The 20,395-nt window shown below is 72.4% G+C and carries 19 protein-coding genes and 2 pseudogenes; 11 read left to right on the top strand and 10 right to left on the bottom strand.

What is annotated here, in order from left to right; genetic code table 11:
* Positions 1 to 16 precede the first annotated feature (16 nt).
* Positions 17 to 1,210 (top strand): GDSL-type esterase/lipase family protein, encoded by a 1,194-nt coding sequence (locus EDD90_RS04515; RefSeq protein ID WP_123971853.1) that lies wholly within the window; start codon positions 17 to 19, stop codon positions 1,208 to 1,210.
* A gap of 13 nt (positions 1,211 to 1,223) precedes the next feature.
* On the opposite strand, the gene EDD90_RS04510 is transcribed toward EDD90_RS04515, so the two are convergent.
* Positions 1,224 to 2,327 (bottom strand): medium chain dehydrogenase/reductase family protein, encoded by a 1,104-nt coding sequence (locus EDD90_RS04510; protein ID WP_123971852.1) that lies wholly within the window; start codon positions 2,325 to 2,327, stop codon positions 1,224 to 1,226.
* Positions 2,328 to 2,581: 254 nt separating this feature from the next.
* Between EDD90_RS04510 and EDD90_RS04505 the strand changes: the two genes are divergently transcribed.
* The 3 genes from EDD90_RS04505 (at position 2,582) to EDD90_RS04495 (ending at position 5,224) form a co-directional block, all read left to right on the top strand.
* Complete coding sequence (locus EDD90_RS04505; protein ID WP_123971851.1) at positions 2,582 to 3,238, top strand: TetR/AcrR family transcriptional regulator; 657 nt, start codon at positions 2,582 to 2,584, stop codon at positions 3,236 to 3,238.
* Between the two features lie 91 nt (positions 3,239 to 3,329).
* Positions 3,330 to 4,562 (top strand): sensor histidine kinase, encoded by a 1,233-nt coding sequence (locus EDD90_RS04500; RefSeq protein ID WP_123971850.1) that lies wholly within the window; start codon positions 3,330 to 3,332, stop codon positions 4,560 to 4,562.
* On the top strand, positions 4,559 to 5,224 hold the full coding sequence (locus EDD90_RS04495; protein ID WP_123971849.1) for a response regulator transcription factor: 666 nt from the start codon (positions 4,559 to 4,561) through the stop codon (positions 5,222 to 5,224). The genes EDD90_RS04500 and EDD90_RS04495 overlap by 4 nt, the downstream gene beginning before the upstream one ends.
* On the opposite strand, the gene EDD90_RS04490 is transcribed toward EDD90_RS04495, so the two are convergent.
* Both EDD90_RS04490 and EDD90_RS04485 read right to left on the bottom strand, forming a co-directional pair.
* Positions 5,185 to 5,469 (bottom strand): DUF6332 family protein, encoded by a 285-nt coding sequence (locus tag EDD90_RS04490; protein ID WP_123971848.1) that lies wholly within the window; start codon positions 5,467 to 5,469, stop codon positions 5,185 to 5,187. The genes EDD90_RS04495 and EDD90_RS04490 overlap by 40 nt on opposite strands.
* 73 nt (positions 5,470 to 5,542) lie before the next feature.
* A complete protein-coding gene (locus tag EDD90_RS04485; protein ID WP_123971847.1) occupies positions 5,543 to 7,021 on the bottom strand; it encodes an MFS transporter in 1,479 nt (492 codons plus the stop codon).
* A gap of 85 nt (positions 7,022 to 7,106) precedes the next feature.
* Between EDD90_RS04485 and EDD90_RS04480 the strand changes: the two genes are divergently transcribed.
* Positions 7,107 to 7,499: a MarR family winged helix-turn-helix transcriptional regulator gene (locus EDD90_RS04480; protein ID WP_123971846.1), complete on the top strand. Its 393-nt coding sequence runs from the start codon at positions 7,107 to 7,109 to the stop codon at positions 7,497 to 7,499.
* Positions 7,500 to 7,593: 94 nt separating this feature from the next.
* On the opposite strand, the gene EDD90_RS04475 is transcribed toward EDD90_RS04480, so the two are convergent.
* The 4 genes and pseudogenes from EDD90_RS04475 to EDD90_RS56780 all read right to left on the bottom strand — a co-directional run.
* A complete protein-coding gene (locus EDD90_RS04475; RefSeq protein ID WP_123971845.1) occupies positions 7,594 to 8,328 on the bottom strand; it encodes a maleylpyruvate isomerase family mycothiol-dependent enzyme in 735 nt (244 codons plus the stop codon).
* 25 nt (positions 8,329 to 8,353) lie between these two features.
* The gene (locus EDD90_RS04470) at positions 8,354 to 9,061 is read right to left on the bottom strand and encodes a CPBP family intramembrane glutamic endopeptidase (protein WP_185148927.1); all 708 of its coding nucleotides are present in this window, start codon (positions 9,059 to 9,061) and stop codon (positions 8,354 to 8,356) included.
* 16 nt (positions 9,062 to 9,077) lie between these two features.
* Positions 9,078 to 9,437 (bottom strand): annotated as a pseudogene (locus EDD90_RS04465) (arginine deiminase family protein); the annotation flags it as partial.
* Positions 9,438 to 9,454: 17 nt separating this feature from the next.
* Positions 9,455 to 9,703, bottom strand: a pseudogene (locus EDD90_RS56780) (arginine-ornithine antiporter); the annotation flags it as partial.
* A gap of 123 nt (positions 9,704 to 9,826) precedes the next feature.
* Here EDD90_RS56780 and EDD90_RS04455 point away from each other — a divergent pair.
* A complete protein-coding gene (locus tag EDD90_RS04455; protein ID WP_123971843.1) occupies positions 9,827 to 11,572 on the top strand; it encodes an alpha/beta-hydrolase family protein in 1,746 nt (581 codons plus the stop codon).
* A 42-nt stretch (positions 11,573 to 11,614) separates the two neighbouring features.
* On the opposite strand, the gene EDD90_RS04450 is transcribed toward EDD90_RS04455, so the two are convergent.
* On the bottom strand, positions 11,615 to 12,775 hold the full coding sequence (locus EDD90_RS04450) for an MFS transporter (protein ID WP_123980872.1): 1,161 nt from the start codon (positions 12,773 to 12,775) through the stop codon (positions 11,615 to 11,617).
* 916 nt (positions 12,776 to 13,691) lie between these two features.
* Between EDD90_RS04450 and EDD90_RS04445 the strand changes: the two genes are divergently transcribed.
* Positions 13,692 to 15,182 (top strand): SDR family oxidoreductase, encoded by a 1,491-nt coding sequence (locus EDD90_RS04445; protein WP_260328682.1) that lies wholly within the window; start codon positions 13,692 to 13,694, stop codon positions 15,180 to 15,182.
* 438 nt (positions 15,183 to 15,620) lie between these two features.
* Here the strand turns inward: EDD90_RS04445 and EDD90_RS04440 are convergent, their stop codons facing one another.
* Positions 15,621 to 16,955 (bottom strand): alpha/beta fold hydrolase, encoded by a 1,335-nt coding sequence (locus tag EDD90_RS04440; protein WP_123971841.1) that lies wholly within the window; start codon positions 16,953 to 16,955, stop codon positions 15,621 to 15,623.
* A 66-nt stretch (positions 16,956 to 17,021) separates the two neighbouring features.
* Between EDD90_RS04440 and EDD90_RS04435 the strand changes: the two genes are divergently transcribed.
* Both EDD90_RS04435 and EDD90_RS04430 read left to right on the top strand, forming a co-directional pair.
* Positions 17,022 to 17,639: a TetR/AcrR family transcriptional regulator gene (locus tag EDD90_RS04435; RefSeq protein ID WP_123971840.1), complete on the top strand. Its 618-nt coding sequence runs from the start codon at positions 17,022 to 17,024 to the stop codon at positions 17,637 to 17,639.
* An 80-nt stretch (positions 17,640 to 17,719) separates the two neighbouring features.
* Positions 17,720 to 18,007 carry a hypothetical protein gene (locus tag EDD90_RS04430; protein ID WP_260327628.1) on the top strand — a complete coding sequence of 96 codons (288 nt, stop codon included), beginning with the start codon at positions 17,720 to 17,722 and terminating at the stop codon, positions 18,005 to 18,007.
* 71 nt (positions 18,008 to 18,078) lie between these two features.
* On the opposite strand, the gene EDD90_RS04425 is transcribed toward EDD90_RS04430, so the two are convergent.
* Positions 18,079 to 18,732 carry a TetR/AcrR family transcriptional regulator gene (locus EDD90_RS04425; protein WP_260327627.1) on the bottom strand — a complete coding sequence of 218 codons (654 nt, stop codon included), beginning with the start codon at positions 18,730 to 18,732 and terminating at the stop codon, positions 18,079 to 18,081.
* Between the two features lie 57 nt (positions 18,733 to 18,789).
* Here EDD90_RS04425 and EDD90_RS04420 point away from each other — a divergent pair, with 57 nt between their 5' ends.
* Entirely contained in the window at positions 18,790 to 19,467 is a 678-nt protein-coding gene (locus EDD90_RS04420; RefSeq protein ID WP_123971838.1) for a class II aldolase/adducin family protein, read from the top strand.
* On the top strand, positions 19,464 to 20,393 hold the full coding sequence (locus EDD90_RS04415) for a carbohydrate kinase family protein (protein ID WP_123971837.1): 930 nt from the start codon (positions 19,464 to 19,466) through the stop codon (positions 20,391 to 20,393). The genes EDD90_RS04420 and EDD90_RS04415 overlap by 4 nt, the downstream gene beginning before the upstream one ends.
* Positions 20,394 to 20,395 lie beyond the last annotated feature (2 nt).

Raw genomic sequence — 20,395 nt, 5'->3', positions numbered from 1 at the left:
TCCCGAGGCAGAGGCGATGAGCACCGACCACCGCGACCCCCGCTGGACCACCACCCCGATCACCCCCGGCCTCCTGCGCGGAGCCCTCGATCTGGAGCGCACGGAGCACGGCATCCTGCCGCACCGGCTCCCGGCCCGGGCCCGCGCCCAGTGCGCCGACCCGCAACTCGCCATGGTCGAGTCCCAGCCCTCCGGCGTACGACTGGTGTTCCGCACCCGCGCCACCGCCGTGGAACTGGACACCCTGCCCACCAAGCGGCTCTACGTCGGTGCCCCGCCCCGCCCGGACGGGGTCTACGACCTGCTCGTCGACGGCGCCCTGACCGGTCAGGGTGTGGTGACCGGCGGCAGGGTCCAGGTCATCGACATGAGTGCCGGGACGACGGAGCTGCGCCCGGGCCCGGTCGGCACCCTCCGCTTCACCGGCCTGCCCGCGGCGGACAAGGACGTCGAGATCTGGCTGCCGCACAACGAGACCACCGAACTGGTCGCGCTGCGCACCGACGCCCCGCTCGCGGCCGTTCCCGACCGCGGCCGCAAGGTCTGGATCCACCACGGGAGTTCCATCAGCCACGGCTCCGACGCCGCGAGCCCCACCAGTATCTGGCCCGCCCTCGCGGCCTCGCTCGCCGGAGTGGAGCTGGTCAACCTGGGGCTGGGCGGCAGCGCCCTGCTCGACCCGTTCACCGCCCGCGCCGTACGGGACACCCCCGCCGACCTGATCAGCCTGAAACTCGGCATCAACGTCGTCAACGCCGACCTGATGCGGCTGCGGGCCTTCGGCCCCGCCGTCCACGGTTTCCTCGACACCGTCCGCGAGGGGCACCCGGAGACTCCGCTGCTGGTCGTGTCGCCGATTCTGTGCCCCATCCACGAGGACACGCCCGGCCCCACCGCCATGGACCTGAGCGCCTTCGGCGAGGGCCGGCTCACCTTCACGGCCGCCGGCGACCCGGCCGACCGCGCGAACGGCAAGCTCACCCTGGCCGTCATCCGGGACGAACTGGCGCGGATCGTCGCCCAGCGCTCGGCCGAGGACCCGCACCTCCACTACCTCGACGGCCGTGCCCTCTACGGCGAGGCCGACGCCGCCGAACTCCCGCTGCCCGACCAGCTCCACCCGGACGCGGCCACCCACCGTCGTATCGGCGAACGCTTCGCCGGGCTGTCCTTCGCGGCGGGCGGGGCGTTCGCGGTCACCGGCCGCTGAGCCGGCGGGCACCTCACTGCGCCGAGGCGCCGGTCGCCCCGTCCCCGCTGTCCGGGATCAGTACGACCTTCCCCGCGACGGTCCCCGACTCGGCGAGCCGCAGGGCCTCGGCCGCCCGGGTGAGGGGCAGCCGGGCGGCGATGCGCGCGGAGACCTCGCCACGCTGGAGGGCCCGGAACACCTGGGTGAGGTCGGCGCCGAGCCGGGCCCGGAAACGGTCCTTGTTCAGGGCGCGGCCCGCCCAGACGTTGAAGAAGTACGCGCGCCGGCCGTTGGGCAGCGCGTTCCACAGCCACACCCGGCCGAGGATCTTCAGCACGGGCAACTGCTTGGAGCCCGAGTCGTCCCGGGTGGTGGCGCTGCCGTACGCGACGAGGGTGCCGCCCGGCGCGAGGAGCCGCCAGGAGTCGACGACGCTGCGGCCGCCGAGGTGGTCGAAGACGGCGTCGACACCGCCGGGCGCCAGTTCGCGGACCCGCGCCGGAACGTCCTCGGCGCGGTAGTCGACCGGGGTCGCGCCCAGTTCCCGCAGCGCGTCGTGGTGGCGGGCGGAGGCGGTGCCGATCACCCGCAGACCTGCCGCGCGGGCGAGCTGGACGAGGACTGTGCCGACCCCGCCGTTGGCGCCGTGCACCAGGATCGTGCCGCCCTCGCGCACCCTGGCCCTGCGGTGCAGCATCTGCCAGGCCGTGATGCCGTTGACCACCAGCGTCTCGGCCTCCGCCGCGCCGACCCCGGCGGGCACCTCCACGGCATCGGCCGCGTCCAGCACCACGTGAGTGGCCCAGCCGCCGACCTTCACCAGCGACGCCACCCGCTTGCCGATGAGCTCCGGCGCGACACCCTCGCCGGCCGTGAGCACCGTGCCGACCAGGTCGTAGCCGGGGACGAAGGGGAAGGGCGGCTGGTCGTAGTAGCGGGCGCGGCGCATCTGCTGCTCCGCGAAGGAGACGCCGGTGGCCTCCATCCGGACGACGATCTGCCCGGGACCCGGGGCCGGGATCTCCCGGCGCCGGATCCGCAGCCCCTCCGGCTCCACGACGCCCGGCAGGACGATCTCGACGAGCTGGGCGCTGCCGGCGGTTCCTGCGGCTCCGGCGATTCCTGCAGTTCCCATGACGACCTCCGTGTGTAGATGCATTCGCAAGCGGGAGAGCTACTCGCTTGCGTTAGAAGCTATAACTAACATGACTCCTACTTTCGATGGTGTCAAGCTCTTGTGGCGGGGGCCGTCATTGCGACCGTTAGAGCTGCTCTCGTGAGTGATAGGTTGAAACAACCCTGAAGCTCGGGAAGCCCGGGAGCCCCGGGAACCCGGAGACCCAGGAACTCAGAAGCTCGGCAGGTCAGGGCGAGAGGAGTGTGAAGGTCATGGCGGCAGACGCGGTGAGCCCCCGTGAGCGATACCGGAGCCAGGTGCGGGCGGACATCAAGGCACGCGCCTGGGCGCAGCTGGCCAAGTCCGGCGCGTCGGGCCTGTCCCTGAACGCGATCGCCAAGGAACTGGGCATGAGCGGCCCCGCTCTCTACCGTTACTTCGGCAGCCGCGACGAGCTGATCACCGAACTGATCCGGGACGCCTACCGCGGCCTGGCCGACACCTTCCGTGCCGCCGCGGACTCCGGTGCCGGTATCGAGGGCCTTGCCCACGCCCTGCGCCGCTGGGCGCTGGAGGACCCCCAGCGGTACTTCCTCGTCTACGGGACCCCGGTCCCCGGCTATCACGCGCCGGACGACATCACCTCGATCGCCCAGGAGATCATGGCGGCCCTGCTCGACGTCTGCGCGGCGGCCGAGCCCGAGGCGCCGGCGCCGGCCTCCGCAGGATTCACCGCGCACCTCTCCCAGCACCGCCGATGGGCCGGAGACCACCCCGCGACGCCGGGGGTGCTGCGCCGGGCGCTGGCGTTCTGGACCCGGATGCACGGCGTGCTCTCCCTCGAACTCGCCGGGCACTTCACGGGCATGGGCTTCGACCAGGACCGGCTGTTCGACGCCGAGGTGGCGGAGCTGGCGTCCGGCCGCTGACCAGGAGTGGCGGTCTACTCCCCGGGGAGTACGCGTGATCACCTCGCCGGGCTGACGCCCGCCCGGGCCGACGCCGTCTAGCGTGGCGGGCATGGACGAGCAGCGCGTACGGGAGCGCGGCCCCGCACAGTGGTGGCGCTACGGGCCGCCGTGGTGGCACCGCGCCGACCACGGTGGCACCGAGCCGTCGCGCTCCCGCCTGCCGTGGCGCTCCACCGTGGTGCTCACTGTCCTGGTGCTGGTGGGCTCGAACTTCGCCGCCCACCAGCAGCCGCACCGCGAACACCTCGACATGCAGGCCCGCCTGCTGCTCCTGGCCACCTGTGTCCTGCTGCTGTGGCGGCACCGGCACCCGGTGCCGGTGGCGTTCGGCACGGCGGGGCTCGCCCTGGTCTACCTCGCCGCCGGATACCCCTACGGACCGATCTTCGCGGCCGTCGCCGTGGCCTGTTTCAGCGCGATCGTCGCCGGGCACCGCCGGGCCGCCTGGGCGGCCGTCGGGATGCTGTGGGCCGGCCACCTGCTGATCTCGCTCTGGCTGTACCGCCTGCTGCCGCCACCGGACGACGGGGGCGCGAACCTCGGCCTGGAGATGATCATCGCCACCTGGGTGCTGATCATCGTCTCCGTGGCGGAGCTGGCCCGGGTCCGGCGGGAGCAGTGGGCGCGGGAGCGGGCCGACCGCGCGCAGGCCGCCCGGCGGCGGGCGGACGAGGAACGGCTGCGCATCGCCCGCGAGTTGCACGACGTCCTCGCCCACAGCATTTCCGTCATCAACGTCCAGGCCGGCATGGGCCTCGCCCTCCTGGACTCCGACCCGGAACAGGCCCGGGCAGCGCTCACCACCATCAAGGCCGCCAGCAAGGAGGCGCTCGGCGAGGTCCGCCAGGTGCTCGACACCCTGCGCGCCCCGGGAGACGCCCCGCGCACACCGGCGCCCGGCCTCGGGCGGCTGCCGGAACTGGTCGAACAGGCGGCGAGCGCCGGGCTCACGGTGACGGTGGCGGGGGAGCCGCCGCGGCTGCCGCCCGGCGCCGACCTGGCCGCCTTCCGGATCGTGCAGGAGGCGCTCACCAATGTCGTACGGCACTCGGGTTCGCGGCACGCGCGCGTGCTGCTCGAACCCGGCGGCGGGGAGCTGCGGTTGCGGATCGACGACGACGGGCCCGCGACCGGCGCGGACGCGGGCGGCAGCGGGAACGGGCTGGCCGGGATGCGGGAGCGGGCGGCCGCGCTGGGTGGCACGATCGAGGCGGGACCGCGCGCCGACGGGGGCTTCAGGGTGCTCGCCGTACTGCCGGTGGACGACAGGGAGGACCGATGATCCGGGTACTGCTCGCCGACGACCAGTCGCTGGTGCGGGCGGGTTTCCGGGCGCTGCTCGACGCCCAGCCGGACATCGAGGTGGCAGGGGAGGCGGCCGACGGCGAGGAGGCGGTGCGCAAGGTACGGGAACTGCGCCCCGACGTCGTCCTGATGGACATCCGGATGCCGCAGCTCGACGGCCTGGCGGCGACCCGCCGTATCACCGGGGAGGAGGAACTGGCGGACGTCAGGGTGGTGATGCTGACGACGTTCGAGCTGGACGAGTACGTCTTCGAGGCGATCCGCTCCGGTGCCTCCGGCTTCCTGGTCAAGGACACCGAACCGGAGGAACTGGTGCGCGCCGTCAGGGCGGTGGTGGACGGCGACGCGTTGCTGTCGCCGGGGGTGACGCGGCGGCTGATCGCGGAGTTCGCCGCACGTTCCAAGGAGCCGGCCGCCGCGGATGCCCTCGCCCGGCTCACCGAGCGGGAGCGGGAGGTGATGGCCCTGGTCGGCATCGGCCTGTCCAACGAGGAGATCGCCCGCCGCCTGGTGGTCAGCCCCCTCACCGCCAAGACCCATGTGAGCCGCACGATGGTCAAGCTGGGCGCCCGTGACCGGGCCCAACTGGTCGTCCTGGCCTATGAGTCGGGGCTGGTGCGGCCGGGCTGGCTGGGCTGAGACGAGTGCCGGAAGCGGACGAGCACGCTGACGACCCGGGCGAGGAACAGCACGGCGGCGAGCACCGTCCCCACAAGGGGCAGAACGCGCTCAAGACCGGCGGGCAGCCGGAACAGCAGCGCCGGGCCGGCCACCGCCCCGAAGACGACCGCCGCCGCGAACACCGCACTGCACAGCGCGTAGCCGATCTCGACGGTGATCGCGTCCCGCTCGGCCTGACCGCGCCGTCCCCCGTGACTCTCCATCCCGTCAGTCTCACAGCCGTGCGCCCGGCGGAGCAACAAGGCCCCGCCGGGCGCACGTTCGCAGGCGTCCCCCTCAGTCGCGCACGGACACGCGCTCCGCCTTTAGGGAGGTGGACTTGGCGATCACGACGGTCTGCTGCTGCGGACGCCGGGTGCGCAGTCCCGGCAGCGTGATCAGCAGACCGGCGAGGGCCACACCCGTGACCACCATGAAGCCCGGACGGTAGCTGTCGAGCACCGCCTGCGCCGTCGCATGGGCGGGCGCACCGGCCGTGACCACGGCGGTGACGATCGCCAGGAAGATCGCGCCGCCCACCTGCACCGAGGTGTTGAGAAGGCCGGAGACCATGCCCTGCTCGTGGTCGTCGACGCCGTTGGTGGCCTGGATGTTGAGCGAGGGGAAGACCAACGCGCAGGCCGCGCCGATGAGCAGCATCGACGGCAGGATCACCGCCGCGTAGACCGGGGTGAGGTCGACGCGCAGGAACAGGGCGTATCCGAGGACCATCAGCGCGAAGCCGGCCGCTATCAGCCGCTGGGTGCCGAAGCGGTCCACGATCGCCCCGACCTTGGTCGACGACACCGCCACCAGCGCGCCCGCCGGCAGGAAGGCCAGCGCGGTGTGCAGCGCGGACCAGCCGAGCAGCGACTGCATGTAGAGGGTGGTCAGGAACTGGAAACCGACGTACGAGCCGAAGAAGGCGACCGCGCCGAGCTGGGCGCGGATCTGGTTGCCCGAGCGCAGCACGCCGAGGCGGACGAGCGGGCCCAGGGAGCGGCGCTCGACCCGGACGAAGACGGTCAGCAGGACGGCGACCGCGAGGAACGACAGCAGGGTGCGGGCCGACGCCCAGCCGACCTGCGGAGCCTCCACCACCGTGAACACCAGCAGCAGCATCGAGGCGGTGCCGAGGACGGCGCCGGGGATGTCGTAGCCGTTGTGGTCGCGTTCGCGGGAGCTGCGGGGCAGCAGCTTCAGGCCGGCGAGGAGCGCGATCAGGGCGATCGGGGCGGGCAGCAGCATGGTGAAGCGCCAGCTGGCCTCGGTGAGCAGGCCGGACAGCACCAGGCCCATGGAGAAGCCGGTGGCCGCGCAGGTGGTGTAGATGGAGAGGGCGCGGTTGCGCAGCGGGCCCTCCGGGAACGTGGTGGTGATGATCGAGAGGCCGGCCGGAGCGGTGAAGGCCGCGCTCAGGCCCTTGATGAACCGGCTGGCGATCAGCAGCGGGCCCGAGTCGACCAGGCCGCCGAGCAGCGAGGCGAGTGCGAAGACGCCGAGGGCCACAAGGAACACCTGGCGCCGGCCGAGCAGGTCGGCCGTACGGCCGCCGAGCAGGAGCAGGCCGCCGTAGCCCAGGATGTAGCCACTGACGATCCATTGCAGGGTCGAGGTCGACAGCTGCAGGTCGGAGCCGATCGACGGCAGGGCTACGCCGACCATCGACACGTCCAGGGCGTCCAGGAACATCGCGGCGCAGAGCACCAGCAGAGTGCCCCAGAGGCGGGGAGTCCAGCGTCCCTCTGAAGCGGGGGCGGTGAGCGGAGAGGTCATGCCCAAGACACTACATGCACCTGCATTGAATGCAAATGCATTTAATTACGATGCAACAAACTCGATTCTCTGCTACGGTGCCGGGATGGCGGCGAACAAGCCCGAACAGGCGCTCGTGGAGCAGTGGCGGGACATTCTGGCGCTGCACGCCCGCACCCAGTGCGAGCTCGACCGCGCCCTGCACGGCCACGGCCTGTGCGCCAGCGACTTCGAGGTTCTCGACCTGCTCTCCGACGGCCGGGCGGCGGACGACGCCTGCAGCTACCGCGTCCAGGAGATCGCCGAGCGCGTGCACCTCAGCCAGAGCGCGCTGTCCAGGCTGATCGCCCGGCTGGAGAAGGACGGCCTGGTCGAGCGGGCCATGTGCCCGGAGGACCGGCGGGGTGTCCGGGTGGCGCTCACCGGAAAGGGTCGCACGCTGCACGGCGAGGTGCTGCCGGTGCAGCGCGCGGTGCTGACCCGGATGCTGGCGAGCTGAACCACCCGGTCAGCTCGCCCGGTCAGCTCGCCCGGTCAGATCTCGCCCGGTCAGATCTCGCCCGGTCGGGTTCCGGCGGTGAGATCCCGGCCGGTCAGATTCCGGACTTCGTACGCCACAGTTCGGCCAGTTCGGGATCGCCGGTCACCCTCGGCACGGGCACCCGGTTCCACAGCGCCAGATACAACCGGTCGGCGGGACCGGCGAGTTCGGTGATCGCCTCGCAGGCTGCGCCGAGCTCCGTCACGGGTGGCTCGGGTGACAGCCGTACGGTCCAGGTGGCGTCCGCGTCCAGGGTGCGCACCCGCAGCACCCGCGGGATCCCGGTGCGCAGTCGGCTGCGTGGGCGGGCGTGGAAGCCGCGCAGCAGTTCGTCGATGCCGTCGACCGCGAAGTCCGTGCCGATCGGGGAGGCCGGGCCGCCGCGCGCCGCCTCGGCGTCGTACCGGTGGACGGTCGTCTCATGGGCCTGCCGGCGGGCCCAGAAGGCCAGTGGCGAGGAGGCCGGGGCCGGGTGCACGGTCCAGCACTCCACGTTCCGCGGTGCGGTGGCCAGGGTGTCGACGAGGTCACGGTGCCCGTCCCGGTACCAACTGATCAGCTCGGTACCTTCGAGGGCCGGCGGGTCCGGGAAGGGGTGGCGTCCGGGGTGGGCGTCGGTGACGACACCGGCCGCCCAGCGGTGGATCGTGCCCGTGTGCCGCAGCAGGTCGCGCACCTGCCAGCCCGGGCAGGTCGGCACGTCGGCGTCGAGCCCCGCCGCCAGGGCGGCCGCGGCCAGCGCCCCGCCCTCCCGGTCCAGGATCCGAAGGAACTCGGCAGTCTCCATGCCGTGAGTCTGCCCGATGCCGCCGTCACCGGCGCAGCAGGAAACCCACCGTGTACCCCAGGGCGTTGACCGCCCAGTGCAGGGCCATCGGCGCCAGCAGCGAACCGCTGCGGTCGCGCAGCCAGCACAGCAGACAGCCCGCCGCGGCGGTGAACAGCACGGCTCCGATGTCCACCAGGACCGCCCCGGCGGCCGAGTGCCCGAAGAGAGAACCGAGCGTCGGCTTGTCCCTGCCGAGGTTCAGCGACGGCAGGATGTGCCAGAGACCGAAGAGGACGGAGGAGAGGACGGCGGCCGTCGTCGCCGTGCGCAGCCGGCGCAGCAGCGCGAGCAGGACGCCGCGGAACGCGATCTCCTCCAGCAGTACCGTCCCCACGGGCACCGCGACCAGCACCTCGAAGGCGATCCCCGAGCCGTCCAGCGCATTGGTCCGCTGATCCTCGAACAGCTCGCGGGTGACCGGGAGAAGGGCCGCGCACAGATAGACCGCCGCGACGATCCCGATCAGGGTGACGGCCCAACGCGCCCCGTTCGCAAGGGTGTTCGCGCCCAGCCCCAGCTCCTGCCAGCTGCCCCCGGCCCAGAACAGCAGCGCCACCAGGACGGCCGAGGCGACCACCGTGGTGAGCAGGATCCAGGACGGGGCCCAGCGGTTGTTCAGCAGGTTCACCAGCACCAGCACGGCCACCGCGGCCACCAGTGCCGTCCGGGTGGGGAGCAGGGGAAGCGGCATCTCCGGGCCGGGCGGGTCAGAACTCGACCGGGTCGCGCACCGGCGGGCAGGTCATGCTGTACCCGCCGCCGCGCCCCCGGCCCGGTTCGGCGCCGACGATGGTGACGACCTCGATCCCCGCCTCGCGGAGCAGGGAGTTGGTCTGGGTGCGGCGGTCGTAGGTGACGACCACGCCCGGCTCCGGCGCGACCGCGTTGTTGCCGCTGTCCCACTGCTGCCGCTCGGCGGCGTGGACGTCACCGCCGGTCTCCACCACGCGCGGCTCCGGCAGCCCCCGCGCCTTGGCGACCACGTCGCCGAACGCGGCCGGGCCCTCGTTCGTCGGCGACCGCAGCCTGGGCATCCCAGCGACGACGACGTGCTTGGCCGCCCCGTTGTCACAGGTGTACGCACGGCGTCCAGGGCCGCCCGCCGCAGCGCGAGCGACTGGAAGACCAGGGCCGGCATCAGCATGCCCGTGCCCGCGATCACCCAGGCGATCGACCCGCCCGCGACTCCGGTCTCCTCGGCGAAGCGGCGCGGCAGCGAGAACACGCCGGCGCCGACCATCCAGCCGACCGCCATCGCGGTCGGCGTGGACAGCATCAGTCCGGCCGCAGGCGGCGTGGAGCGGGGACTCTCGGTCGTCTGGGCCTGGGCCATGCCCACCACGATGGAATGTCCCATGACGCTCTGCACCATTTGTTCGGCCGAGCGGGGTGACCGGAGGGATCTTCGGGATGCGACAGCAGGTGCGGTGGCCGATCGTGGTCCCGAGGTGGCCAAGTGAGTGTTGCGGGCAGGGCGCTGAAGCGTACGAGGGACTGGGCACGCGGGGCGGCGGAGCGGGTGCGCCGGCACGCGGGCCCCGACCGGGTGGTCCGGCGACGGCCGTGCCCGGGCGGGATGGCCGTGTCGGTCCTGTGCTACTGCCTGTCCCTCACCCCGTCCCTGCTCCCGCGCTCCTGGTGGCTCCAGGGACTCGCCGCCGGCGTCTCGGCGGCCTTCGGCTACGCCGTCGGCGCCGTACTGCAGACATTCGCCCGGTTCCTGCTCCGCTGGGCCGGCGTCCGTATCCGCCCGCACGTCCGCAGGGTCACAGGGGCCGCTCTGGGGGTGCTCGGGGTCGCCGCGATCGTCACCGTCACCGCCTGGAGCGTCCGCTGGGAGGGCCAGGTCCGCCGGGCGGTGACCCTGCCCCCGCAGGTGGTCTGGTGGCAGTGGGCACTCGTCCCGCTCGTGGCCGCGCTCGTCGGAGCACTGCTGGTCCTGATCGCCCGTACGGTACGGCTCGGCACCCGCATCGTCGCCCGTGCGTTCGACGCTCTGATCCCGCGCCCCGTCGCGTACGCCACCGGAGTCGTCCTCGTCGCCTTCGTGATCGTCGGAGTCGTCCAGGGCTTCCTGCTGAACGCGGCACTGGACGCGATCGAGAGCGGCGCGTCCCTCGCCGACAAGGGCACCGGCGAGGGCGTCCACCAGCCCGGCCTGCGCACCCTCTCCGGCAGCCCCGCGTCCGCCGCCCACTGGGACACCCTGGGCGCCCAGGGCCGCAACTTCGTCGGTACGGCAACCACCCGCGCCGACATCACCGCGTTCACCGGCCGCCCGGCCGAGGATCCGGTACGCGTCTACGTCGGTCTGCGCTCCGCCGCCACCCTCGACGAGCGCGCCGCCCTCGCCGTACGCGAACTCGAACGCACCGGCGGCTTCTCCCGCCGGATCCTCGCCGTCATGGGCACCACCGGCACCGGCTGGATCAACGGCCAGGGCAGCAAGCCCCTGGAGTACATGTGGGGCGGCGACACCGCCGAGGTCGCCATGCAGTACTCCTACCTGCCCAGTTGGGTCTCCGCGCTCACCGAGGACGAGGCCGCCGACACCGGACGGGCCCTCTTCGGCGCGGTCTACGACAAGTGGCGCACCCTCCCCGCCGGCTCGCGCCCCCGGCTCCTCGTCTACGGCGAGAGCCTCGGCTCCTTCTCCATGGAGTCCGCCCTCGACGGCTCCCTGGCCAGGCTCACCAAGGAGACCGACGGGGCGCTGTTCGTCGGGCCCACCTACGACAACCCTCTCTGGAAGACGCTCACCGCGCGGCGCCGGCCGGGCAGCCCCGAGTGGCGCCCGGTGGTCGACGACGGCGCGAACGTGCGCTTCGCACAGGTGCCGAAGGATTACGCCATCCCCGCGGCACCCTGGGGAGAACCCCGGGCCGTCTACCTCCAGAACGGTTCCGACCCGGTCGTCTGGTGGTCCCCCGATCTGACCCTCCACCGACCGGACTGGCTGGACCGCCCGCGCGCCCGGGACGTGTCACCGGCGATGCAGTGGTATCCGCTGCTGACGTTCTGGCAGGTGGCGTGCGATCTGGCCGGGGCGGACAGTGTGCCGGACGGCTTCGGGCACCGGTACGGGACGATGCCGACGACCGCGTGGGCGCAGATCACGCGCCCGCCGGGGTGGAGCGAGGCCGACACGGTGCGGCTGGCCGGGGTGCTGGAGTCGGTGCCGGAACCGGGGTTGCTGGACTGAGACCGGCAGCCATGCCCCGGTCGCGCGGTTCCCCGCGCGCTTTCAGGCTGCTCGCCCGGTCGTCGCGCCGATCAGTGCGGCCAATGCCGCCAGTACCGCGACGCTCGTCAACGCCGTCGGCAGTGACGTCCAGGCCGCCATGAAGCCGATCGCCGGCGGGCCCAGCAGCATGCCGCCGTAGCCCAGGGTGGACGCCGTCGCGACGCCCGACGGGCCCGCCAGCGCTCCCGCCCGCTCCACGGCCACCGGGAACAGGTTGGCCAGGCCCAGGCCGGTCACCGCGAAGCCGAGCAGAGTCGCCCACACCCAGGGCGCGAGGGAGCCGAGCACCATCCCGGCCGCCGCCGTGCCACCACCGAGGATCACGGTCCTGGACCGGCCGAACCGCTCCAGCAGTCGCGTCCCGCTCGCCCGGCCGGCCGTCATGGCCAGCGCGAAACACGTGTAACCGGCCGCGGCGACACCAGCGGACGCATCCAGATCCTGCCGCAGATGCAGCGCGCCCCAGTCGGCCATCGCCCCCTCGCCGTACGCCGTGCACAGGGCGATCAGGCCGAACACGACGACGCGCCGGCGGGTGGGCGCGTCCAGGCGGCGCCGGCCGCTGCCGGCGGGCTGCTCGGGGTGCGGGACCGGGACGTCGTACCGCAGGAGCGTACGGCCGGCGACCGCCGTGACCAGCAGGCCGATCACGGTGAGGGCGAGGAGGTGGCGGGTGGGGGAGAGGGAAGCGGCGACCAGGCCGCCGAGGCCCGCGCCGATCATGCCGCCCAGGCTGAACGCCGCGTGGAAGGTCGGCATGATCGGTCGGCGGAGGGCGGCGACCAGATCGACGGCCGCGCTGTTGAAGGCGACGTTCAGGCCGCCGTATGCGGCGCCGAACACGAGCAGGACCGCGCCGAGTGTCGGCACCGAGTGGGTGAGCGGCGGCAGGGCGACGCTCAGTGACAGCAGGATCGCGCAGGCCACTGTCACGGGGTGGCTTCCGTACCGGCGGCAGAGCCGGCCCGTGAGCGTCATTGTGATCACCGCGCCGGCCGAGACGCCGAGCAGAGCCAGTCCCAGTGCGCCGACCGAGGCGTGGGTCTGGTGCTTGATGTCGGGGATCCGGACCACCCAGCCCGCGAAGACGAAGCCGTCCATGGCGAAGAACGCGGTGATGGCGACACGGAGACGGGTGAGTACGAGGGAACTACCCGGCACGACGTTGTGCAAACGGGTTTTGTTTATTGGCGGCACAAATTCAGGCTAGGTGAGACGGAAGACCGGGGCAAGGGCGTGTGCCGCGCGCTCGACAGCCGGGATTCGCAGTACCGGTGAGGGTGAACGACGCCGCGGACGATCGGCTGGAGACGCTGCCGGCGGGAAACCTGCCGCACCCGGCGGTGCGGCGTTCGGCGGCTCGGCTGCGGCCGACCGCTTCGAGGCGATCGGCCGGGCCTGCCCCCCGCAGGTGTCGCAGCGGGTGATCCGGCGCCGGCGACGCACGGTGGCCGGGGCGTACCGCCGGCACCGGCGAGCGCCATGGTCCCCACGGCAGGCTGCGTGACGTTGCGCACTCGACAGTTGGCCGCGTGGGCGAGCACGGTGGACGGTGCACACGTCCAGATGGCCGCCAACTCCCTTTGCGCGCAACACTTCTGGATATCCGCCGGCTACCCCGGCTGCAGCCCGGCCCCAGAGCTTCGGATCAGGGAGGACGTTCGCTCGGGGAGGCGGGTGGCGCACCGGCTCGCCCCTGACCGGCGTGCCGCCGCCCGCCCGGGAGGCCGCGCGAATCTCGTGTTCGCGCGGCATCGACCTGCCGGCCGCCTGGGCGACCGGACGACCGCGGTGCTCGGCCGCAAGCCGGAGATCGTCCGCAAAGACCCCGGCCCGAGGGGCTTCCCGGTGCAGCCGAAGCGGTGGCCACCAGGCATGGACGGACGCGACAGGCGAGAGCTCTGCGTCACCCGAATGCCGTAGTCGCGCGGCGTACCCGGACCGGTGGGCGGCACCGTAGAGGTGTCGGGGGCGCGAGGGCCCAGGGACGACGACCGAGGCGGTTCGCGTGGCGGACGAGACGGCCGGGACGGCGACGAACGGGAACGCAGCGGCTGCCGGTCGTCCGAGGACCTGTCTGGTGACTGGTGCCAGCGGCTATATCGGTGGGCGGCTGGTGCCGGAACTGCTGGACGCCGGGTACCGGGTGCGCTGCCTGGTACGCACACCCCGGAAGCTGCGTGACCAGCCATGGGCAGGGCGGGTGGAGGTCATACAGGGCGATGTCACCGACGCGGGCTCGGTGGCGCCGGCGATGGCGGGTGCCGATGTCGCCTACTACCTGGTGCACGCACTCGGCGCCGGCCGCGACTTCGAACGTACCGACCGCCAGGCGGCCCGGGTGTTCGGCGAGCAGGCCCGCAGGGCCGGCGTCGGCCGCCTGATCTACCTGGGCGGGCTGACCCCGGCCGGCGTGCCCGAGCGGGAACTGTCGCCGCACCTGCGCTCCCGCGCCGAAGTGGGGCATATCCTCCTCGGCTCGGGCGTGCCGACGGCCGTGCTGCGGGCCGCTGTCATCATCGGTTCCGGCTCGGCCAGCTTCGAGATGCTGCGCTACCTGACCGAGCGGCTGCCGGTGATGATCACGCCGCGTTGGGTGCACACCCACATCCAGCCGATCGCCGTACGGGACGTGCTGCGCGTCCTGGTGGGATGCGCCGGCCTGCCGCCCGACGTCAGCCGTGCCTTCGACATCGGCGGCCCCGAAGTGCTCACTTACCTTGAGATGATGCAACGGTACGCCGCCGTCGCCGGACTGCCCCGGCGGCTCATCGTGCCCGTGCCGGTACTCACGCCGGGCCTGTCCAGTCAGTGGGTCGGCCTGGTGACCCCCGTACCGGCCTCCATCGCCCGCCCGTTGACGGAGTCGCTGCGCCACGAGGTGGTGTGCCGGGAACAGGACATCGAGCGGTACGTGCCCAGCCCGCCGGGCCACCCGGTCGGTTTCGACCGCGCCGTCGCCCTCGCGTTGCAGCGTGTGCGGGACGCCCAGGTCGCCACTCGCTGGTCCTCCGCCTCCGTGCCGGGCGCTCCCAGCGGGCCGCTGCCCACCGACCCGGAGTGGGCCGGCGGCAGCCTCTACACCGACGTGCGCCAACGCCACGCCGATGTGGCTCCCGAGGCGCTGTGGGATGTGGTCGAGAGCATCGGCGGCGAGAACGGTTGGTACTCCTTCCCGCTGGCCTGGGCGGTGCGCGGCTGGCTCGACCGCCTCGTCGGCGGGGTGGGCCTGCGCCGGGGACGACGTGACGCGCGGCGACTGCGGGTCGGTGACTCGCTGGACTTCTGGCGGGTGGAGGAGATCGAACGAGGCCGGCTGCTGCGACTGCGCGCCGAGATGCGGCTGCCCGGCCTGGCCTGGCTGGAGATGTGTGTCGACGAGGAGGGGGCCGGGGGCGCGCGCTACCGGCAGCGGGCCCTGTTCCACCCGCACGGACTGCTCGGCCAGCTCTACTGGTGGAGCGTGTCGCCATTTCACGCGATCGTCTTCGGCGGCATGGCGCGCAACATCGTCCGCGCCGCCGGACGCACGCAGAAGCGGGGCACCGGCAGCAAGCGACGGGCCTGAAGACCTACGACGCTCTTGTCGGGCACTCGATCGTGCCGGGCTCGGTCGACCCCGCCTGGCAACGCCGGGCCCGGTCGACCCCGCCTGGCAACTTTGTGCCGTGCCGTGCCGACCGCCGACGCCCCCCCCGCAACACCTGCACGGGCGACTCCGGCAGCCCGGTCTCGTCGCGTACACGGTATGGGGTCTGCTCGCCTGGGGCCCCGGTTGCCGTATCGACGACGTGGGCGTCCATGTACGCGGTCCCGCGCTCAGAACCTGGGTGGAATGGCCGGGACAGTCGGCTGAAGACGTCGACGGTATGCCGTTCACCCATCGAGCAGCGCCTCCATCCGGGTTGTCCCGTCCCGGGTACGGATGACCGGCGGCGGCCGGTGCGCACTGTGCACCGGTCTCGGGGCCGTGGCGGTTTCCCCGGGGAGGACGTCGGAGCAGGTGTCACTTGTGGTCACGGAGGAAGTCGGCGATCCCCGCGCGGGTGGGGTAGTTCGGCAGCGGTGCCGGTTCGCCCAGGAGGAACGCGGTGATGACAGCGGCGGCTCGGTCGTTGTTGTCGTCCAGGCCGTTCCAGAGGTGATGCCCGACTCCGGGCAGGTACTGCGTGCGCCGGATCGCGGGGTCGTCGGCGAGGACGGCGGTCTCCCACTGGCGTACCTGGGAGGAACACTCGGCGATCATCAGCATGGCGGGCGTCTTCGAGTGCCGCAGCCGCAGGGCGATGGCGGGGGAGTCCTTCACCGTCTGCTGGATGCGGAGGCTGGCGGCGGCGCTGAAGGAGAAGTTCTGGGGCGTGTCTTCGGCCGGGATGCGGTGCGCGTCACGCGCGCAGTAGGCGGAAGCGGTGTCGCTGCCGAGGTCGGCGGCCGTGAACGCGTTGTCGCCTTCGGCCTGTCCGATCAGTCCGGTGCCGGGGCTGAGGAGTCCGAGCCGCATGAGGCCGAATGCCACGGCGTACCGGGGGAGGCGCGTTGACCGCGGGCCGCGCGGGCTCGGTGCGAGCCCGCGCGCGGACGGGCGTCCCCTCTGTCCGGTGATCCTCGCTGTGGGACCGTCCATCGGGCCGGGCTCGGCGATGACGGCCCGGTGAATGCGGGCGCTGACCGCGGGGTCGGCCAGGGCTCGGGTGAGCACGACCGCGCCGGACGAGAAGCCGAGGACGTCGACCGCGCCCTTGCCCAGGCGGTGGACGAAGGCGTTGAGATCACGGACCGATCTGGAGATCGAGTACCGGTCCATGGGGAGCAGGCCGCTGCGTCCGCCGCCGGCCTGTTCGTAGGCGTAGACGTCGAAGCCCCGGCTCGCCAGAAGCCGCAGGAACCGATGGTCGAGCACCGAGATGCCGCGGACCGGCCCCCCGTTGAGGTACACGAGCGGGACCGGGTGCCGGCTGCCGGGGTTCGTGGGCGCGTAGTGGTACACCGCTACCCGGCTGCCCGTGGTCAGGCTCCAGTGCTGGGTGGCGACGAAGGGCAGGGCGGGCGGGTACTGCCGGGCCGTGGGCACGGTCGGGAGGCAGACCGCCGCCGTCAGCGCCGCCGCGGCGAGCACCGGCACGAACGGTACGAGGCGCACCTTCCGTGCGCGGCGACGGCTCCGCCACACCGCGGCGGCACAGGCGACGCCGAGGGCCGTCAGCCAGGCGACGAGCCCCGAGCCGGCCCCGTCCGTGAGGACGATCAGTAGGAGAAAGACAACAACCTGCGCCACGAGGGCAGTTGGTGCCAGCAGTAAGTGCCCGGTGCGGCGGGCGAGGCGTATGGCGAATCCGGCCATGATGGTCTCCCGAGTTTCGGAACGCTGTTTCAAAACGACGTTATCAGAAGAGGTAGGCTTCCTGTCATGGGCAGACCGAGGACCAACGACGACGCCGTCAAGGAGAGGCTCGTGGTGTGTGCGACCGAGATGATGGCCACCGGTTCACGGGAGTCGGTCACCGTGCGCGCCGTGGCGGTTGCCGCCGGCACCTCGACAACGGCGGTGTACTCCCTGTTCGGCGGCAAGGACGGCCTGATCGCAGCGGTACGTGACAGGGCTGTCGCCGGCCTGTTCCAGGATCTGTCGGCGGTGCCGAACTCCGCGGATCCCCTCGCCGACCTCTATGCCCTGGCCGTCGCGTACCGGCGGTGGGGCTGTGGGCACCGCCACCTGTACACGGTGCTGTTCGGCGGGGCGCAATCCTTCGATCCGTCGGGCGCGGTCGGCACCCGTGACCCCGTCCGGCCGCTCGTCGCGGCGATCGACCGGGCCGTGGCCGGGTCCGTGCTCACCGGCGAATCGGCGTCGATCGCCCTCTCGTTGTGGGTCACCCTGCACGGCCTTGTGACACTCGAACTGGCCGAAGCTCTCGACGCCCCGACGGCGGAGGCCGCATTCCGGTCGGTGATTCACGCCGCCCTGCGGGGCTGGGCGACCCCCGCGGCCTTCCAGAGCCTTCGGCGGGCCGAACTCGCTCCCTGACGGGGCGGGCACAACGGCCCGGCACGGGGGCGGAGTTGCGGATTTCGTCCGCGGAGAAGGGCCCGCTTATGATCTTGATCATGACTGTGCAGAATTCCGACAAGACGCTTTCCCGCAAGCAGCGGCTCCAGGAGAAGCAGCGTCGCCAGCTGACGGTGGTCGACACCGTGGACAAGGCCGAGGTCAAGGTTCGCAAGGCGGAGGCCGAGCTGGCCGTGGCCGTCGCCGAGGCGGTGCAGGTGTTCGGCGACGAGCGAGCCGCGTCCGAAGGGCTGGACATGCCCGTCGAGACCATACGTCGGTTCGTGGTCATCGCGGCGAAGGTAGCGGCCGACGCGGACGCGTCCGACGCCGCCGACAGGGACTGAGGAAGCCGGAGTCGCGGGCCTGCCCGCCACCTTCGTCCGTTCCCCCTGCGGTCCGGCCTGCGCTCAGCGGCTCAGCCGCGGTCCTGCTCCCGGCGCCCGGTGATGGCCGTGAGGTAGCCGCGCAGCATGACCTTGGCCTCGTCGAGGAGGGCCGTGTCGCCCTCGGCATCGCGGCGGAAGGCCTCCTGGGCCAGCGCGTCGGCGGTCAGGACGGCGGCGTGGCAGGCCCGGCCGAGCGCGTCCGTGTCGGCGGCGACACCGAGGGCGAGGAGTATCCGGCGGACCCCGTCGGCCATCCGGCGCTTGTGCTCACGGTCCGCCTCCCGGGTCCGGTCGGTCAGCCCGCTGCCGAACCACAGGGCCCGGAAGCCGTGTTCGGTGCGGTACAGCGCGGCGTAGGCGTCGATGAGCACGCCGACCGGGTCGGGCCAGCGCTCGACGGCCGCCGCTCGGACGAATGCGTCCATCACGGCTTCGAGTTGGGTGAAGTAGCCGGCCGCCAGCGCGTCGATGATCGCGTCCCGGTCCGGCAGGTACTGGTACAGCGAACCGACCGAGACCCCGGCCTTTGCCGCGACCCGGGTCGTGGTCAGGGCCCCGACGCCCTCGGCGACGAGCACTCGCTCCGCCGCTTTCAACACCATCGCCAACCGGGCCTTGCTGCGCGCCTGTTGGGGAGTCCGGCGCAGCACGACCCCGGTCTCGTCGGCGGTCGGCTCGCTCACGGACGGCTCCTGAATCTGAACGTGACTTTGTTTCACGTCTACGTTACGGTCGCGGCCATGACGGACTCAAGTTCCGCGCTGGTTCAGGAGCGGGCCGCGGTCGCGGACGCGTGTCGTCGGCTGGGAGCGGCGGGACTTCTCATCGGTACGGCGGGAAACGTCAGCGTGCGGGTGGGGGACCGGGTCGCAGTCACCGCGACCGGAGCGGTGCTCGCCCAACTCACCGCAGGCCAGGTGACGGTGGTCGACCTGGACGGAGAGACCGTCGCCGGGACGCTGCAGCCGACCTCCGAACTCGACCTGCATCTGGGGGTCTACCGGCGCTACGGCGCCGGCGCGGTCGTGCACACCCACGCGCCGATGGCCACCGCCCTCTCCTGCGTCCTTGGCGAACTGCCCTGCATCCACTACCAGTTGCTAGCCCTCGGCGGCACCGTGCGGGTCGCGCCGTACGCCACCTTCGGCACCCCGGACCTCGCCGAGTCGGTACTCGCCGCGCTCGACGGCCGCAGCGCCGCCCTGATGGCCAACCACGGATCGGTCACCGTCGGGCCGACCCTCGACAAGGCCGTCGAGAACGCCTTGTTGCTCGAATGGGCCTGCGGTGTCTACCAGCACGCGGCGGCCCTCGGAAAACCCCGCGTCCTGGACGAGCGGCAGCAACTCGCCGTGATCGAGGCCGCGATCGCACGGAACTACGGCACCACCCAACCCCTGCAGGAGGGCAAGGCATGAGAGTCGTCACGATGGGCGTACACGTGCTGGACGTGCTGGTACGGCCGGTCGACGCGATACCCGAGGGGCAGGGCGCCACCCTGGTCGAGGACATCAGGATGACGGCCGCCGGGACCGCCGGCGGAACCGCGCTGACCCTGGCCAAACTAGGCGCCACCGTGCAGAGCGCCGGGGCCGTCGGTGCCGACGCCACCGGCGACATGCTGGTGCACCTGCTCGCCAAGGCGGGGATCGGCACCGAGTTCCTGGTGCGCCGCATCGACACCGGCACCTCGGCGAGCGTGCTGCCCATCCGCTCCAGCGGCGACCGGCCCTCCCTCCATCTGCTGGGCGCCAACGTCACCTACGGCCTCGACGACGTGCCCTGGGACGCCCTCGCCGAAGCCGATCACCTCCACCTCGGCGGACCGGAGTTGATCGGCGTCGACGTCGCCGCGCGGATCCTGCACTTCGCCAAGGAGCACGGTGCGACGACCTCCGTGGATCTGCTCGCGCCCGGTGTGTTCGGCAGTTTCGAGCAGATCGCGGCGGCGCTGCCCCATATCGACCACCTGCTCCCCAACGACGACCAGGTGCTGGGGTTCTCCGAGGAGGACGACCTGGTGGTCGGCGCGAAGAAGCTGATCGACGCCGGGGCCGGGCTGGTCGCCGTCACACGCGGTGGCGACGGCGCGCTCCTGGTCACCGCCGAGGGCACCGAGGCCGTCCCCGCGTTCGAGGTCGACGTCGTGGACACCACGGGCTGCGGCGACGCCTTCTCCGCCGGCTTCGTCCACGGCATCGGGCTGGGCCGCACCCCGCAGGAGTCCGCCGTTCTCGGCAACGCCGTGGCCGCACTGGTCGCCCAGGGCCTCGGCAGCGACCACGGGGACTTCGACCTCGCGGCCGCCGACGCGTTCGCGGCCACGGCCATCAGACGTGCCTGAAA

The sequence above is a fragment of the Streptomyces sp. Ag109_O5-1 genome, assembly GCF_003814875.1.
GTDB lineage: Bacteria > Actinomycetota > Actinomycetes > Streptomycetales > Streptomycetaceae > Streptomyces > Streptomyces sasae.
This window is presented reverse-complemented; position numbering and strand designations above follow the sequence as displayed.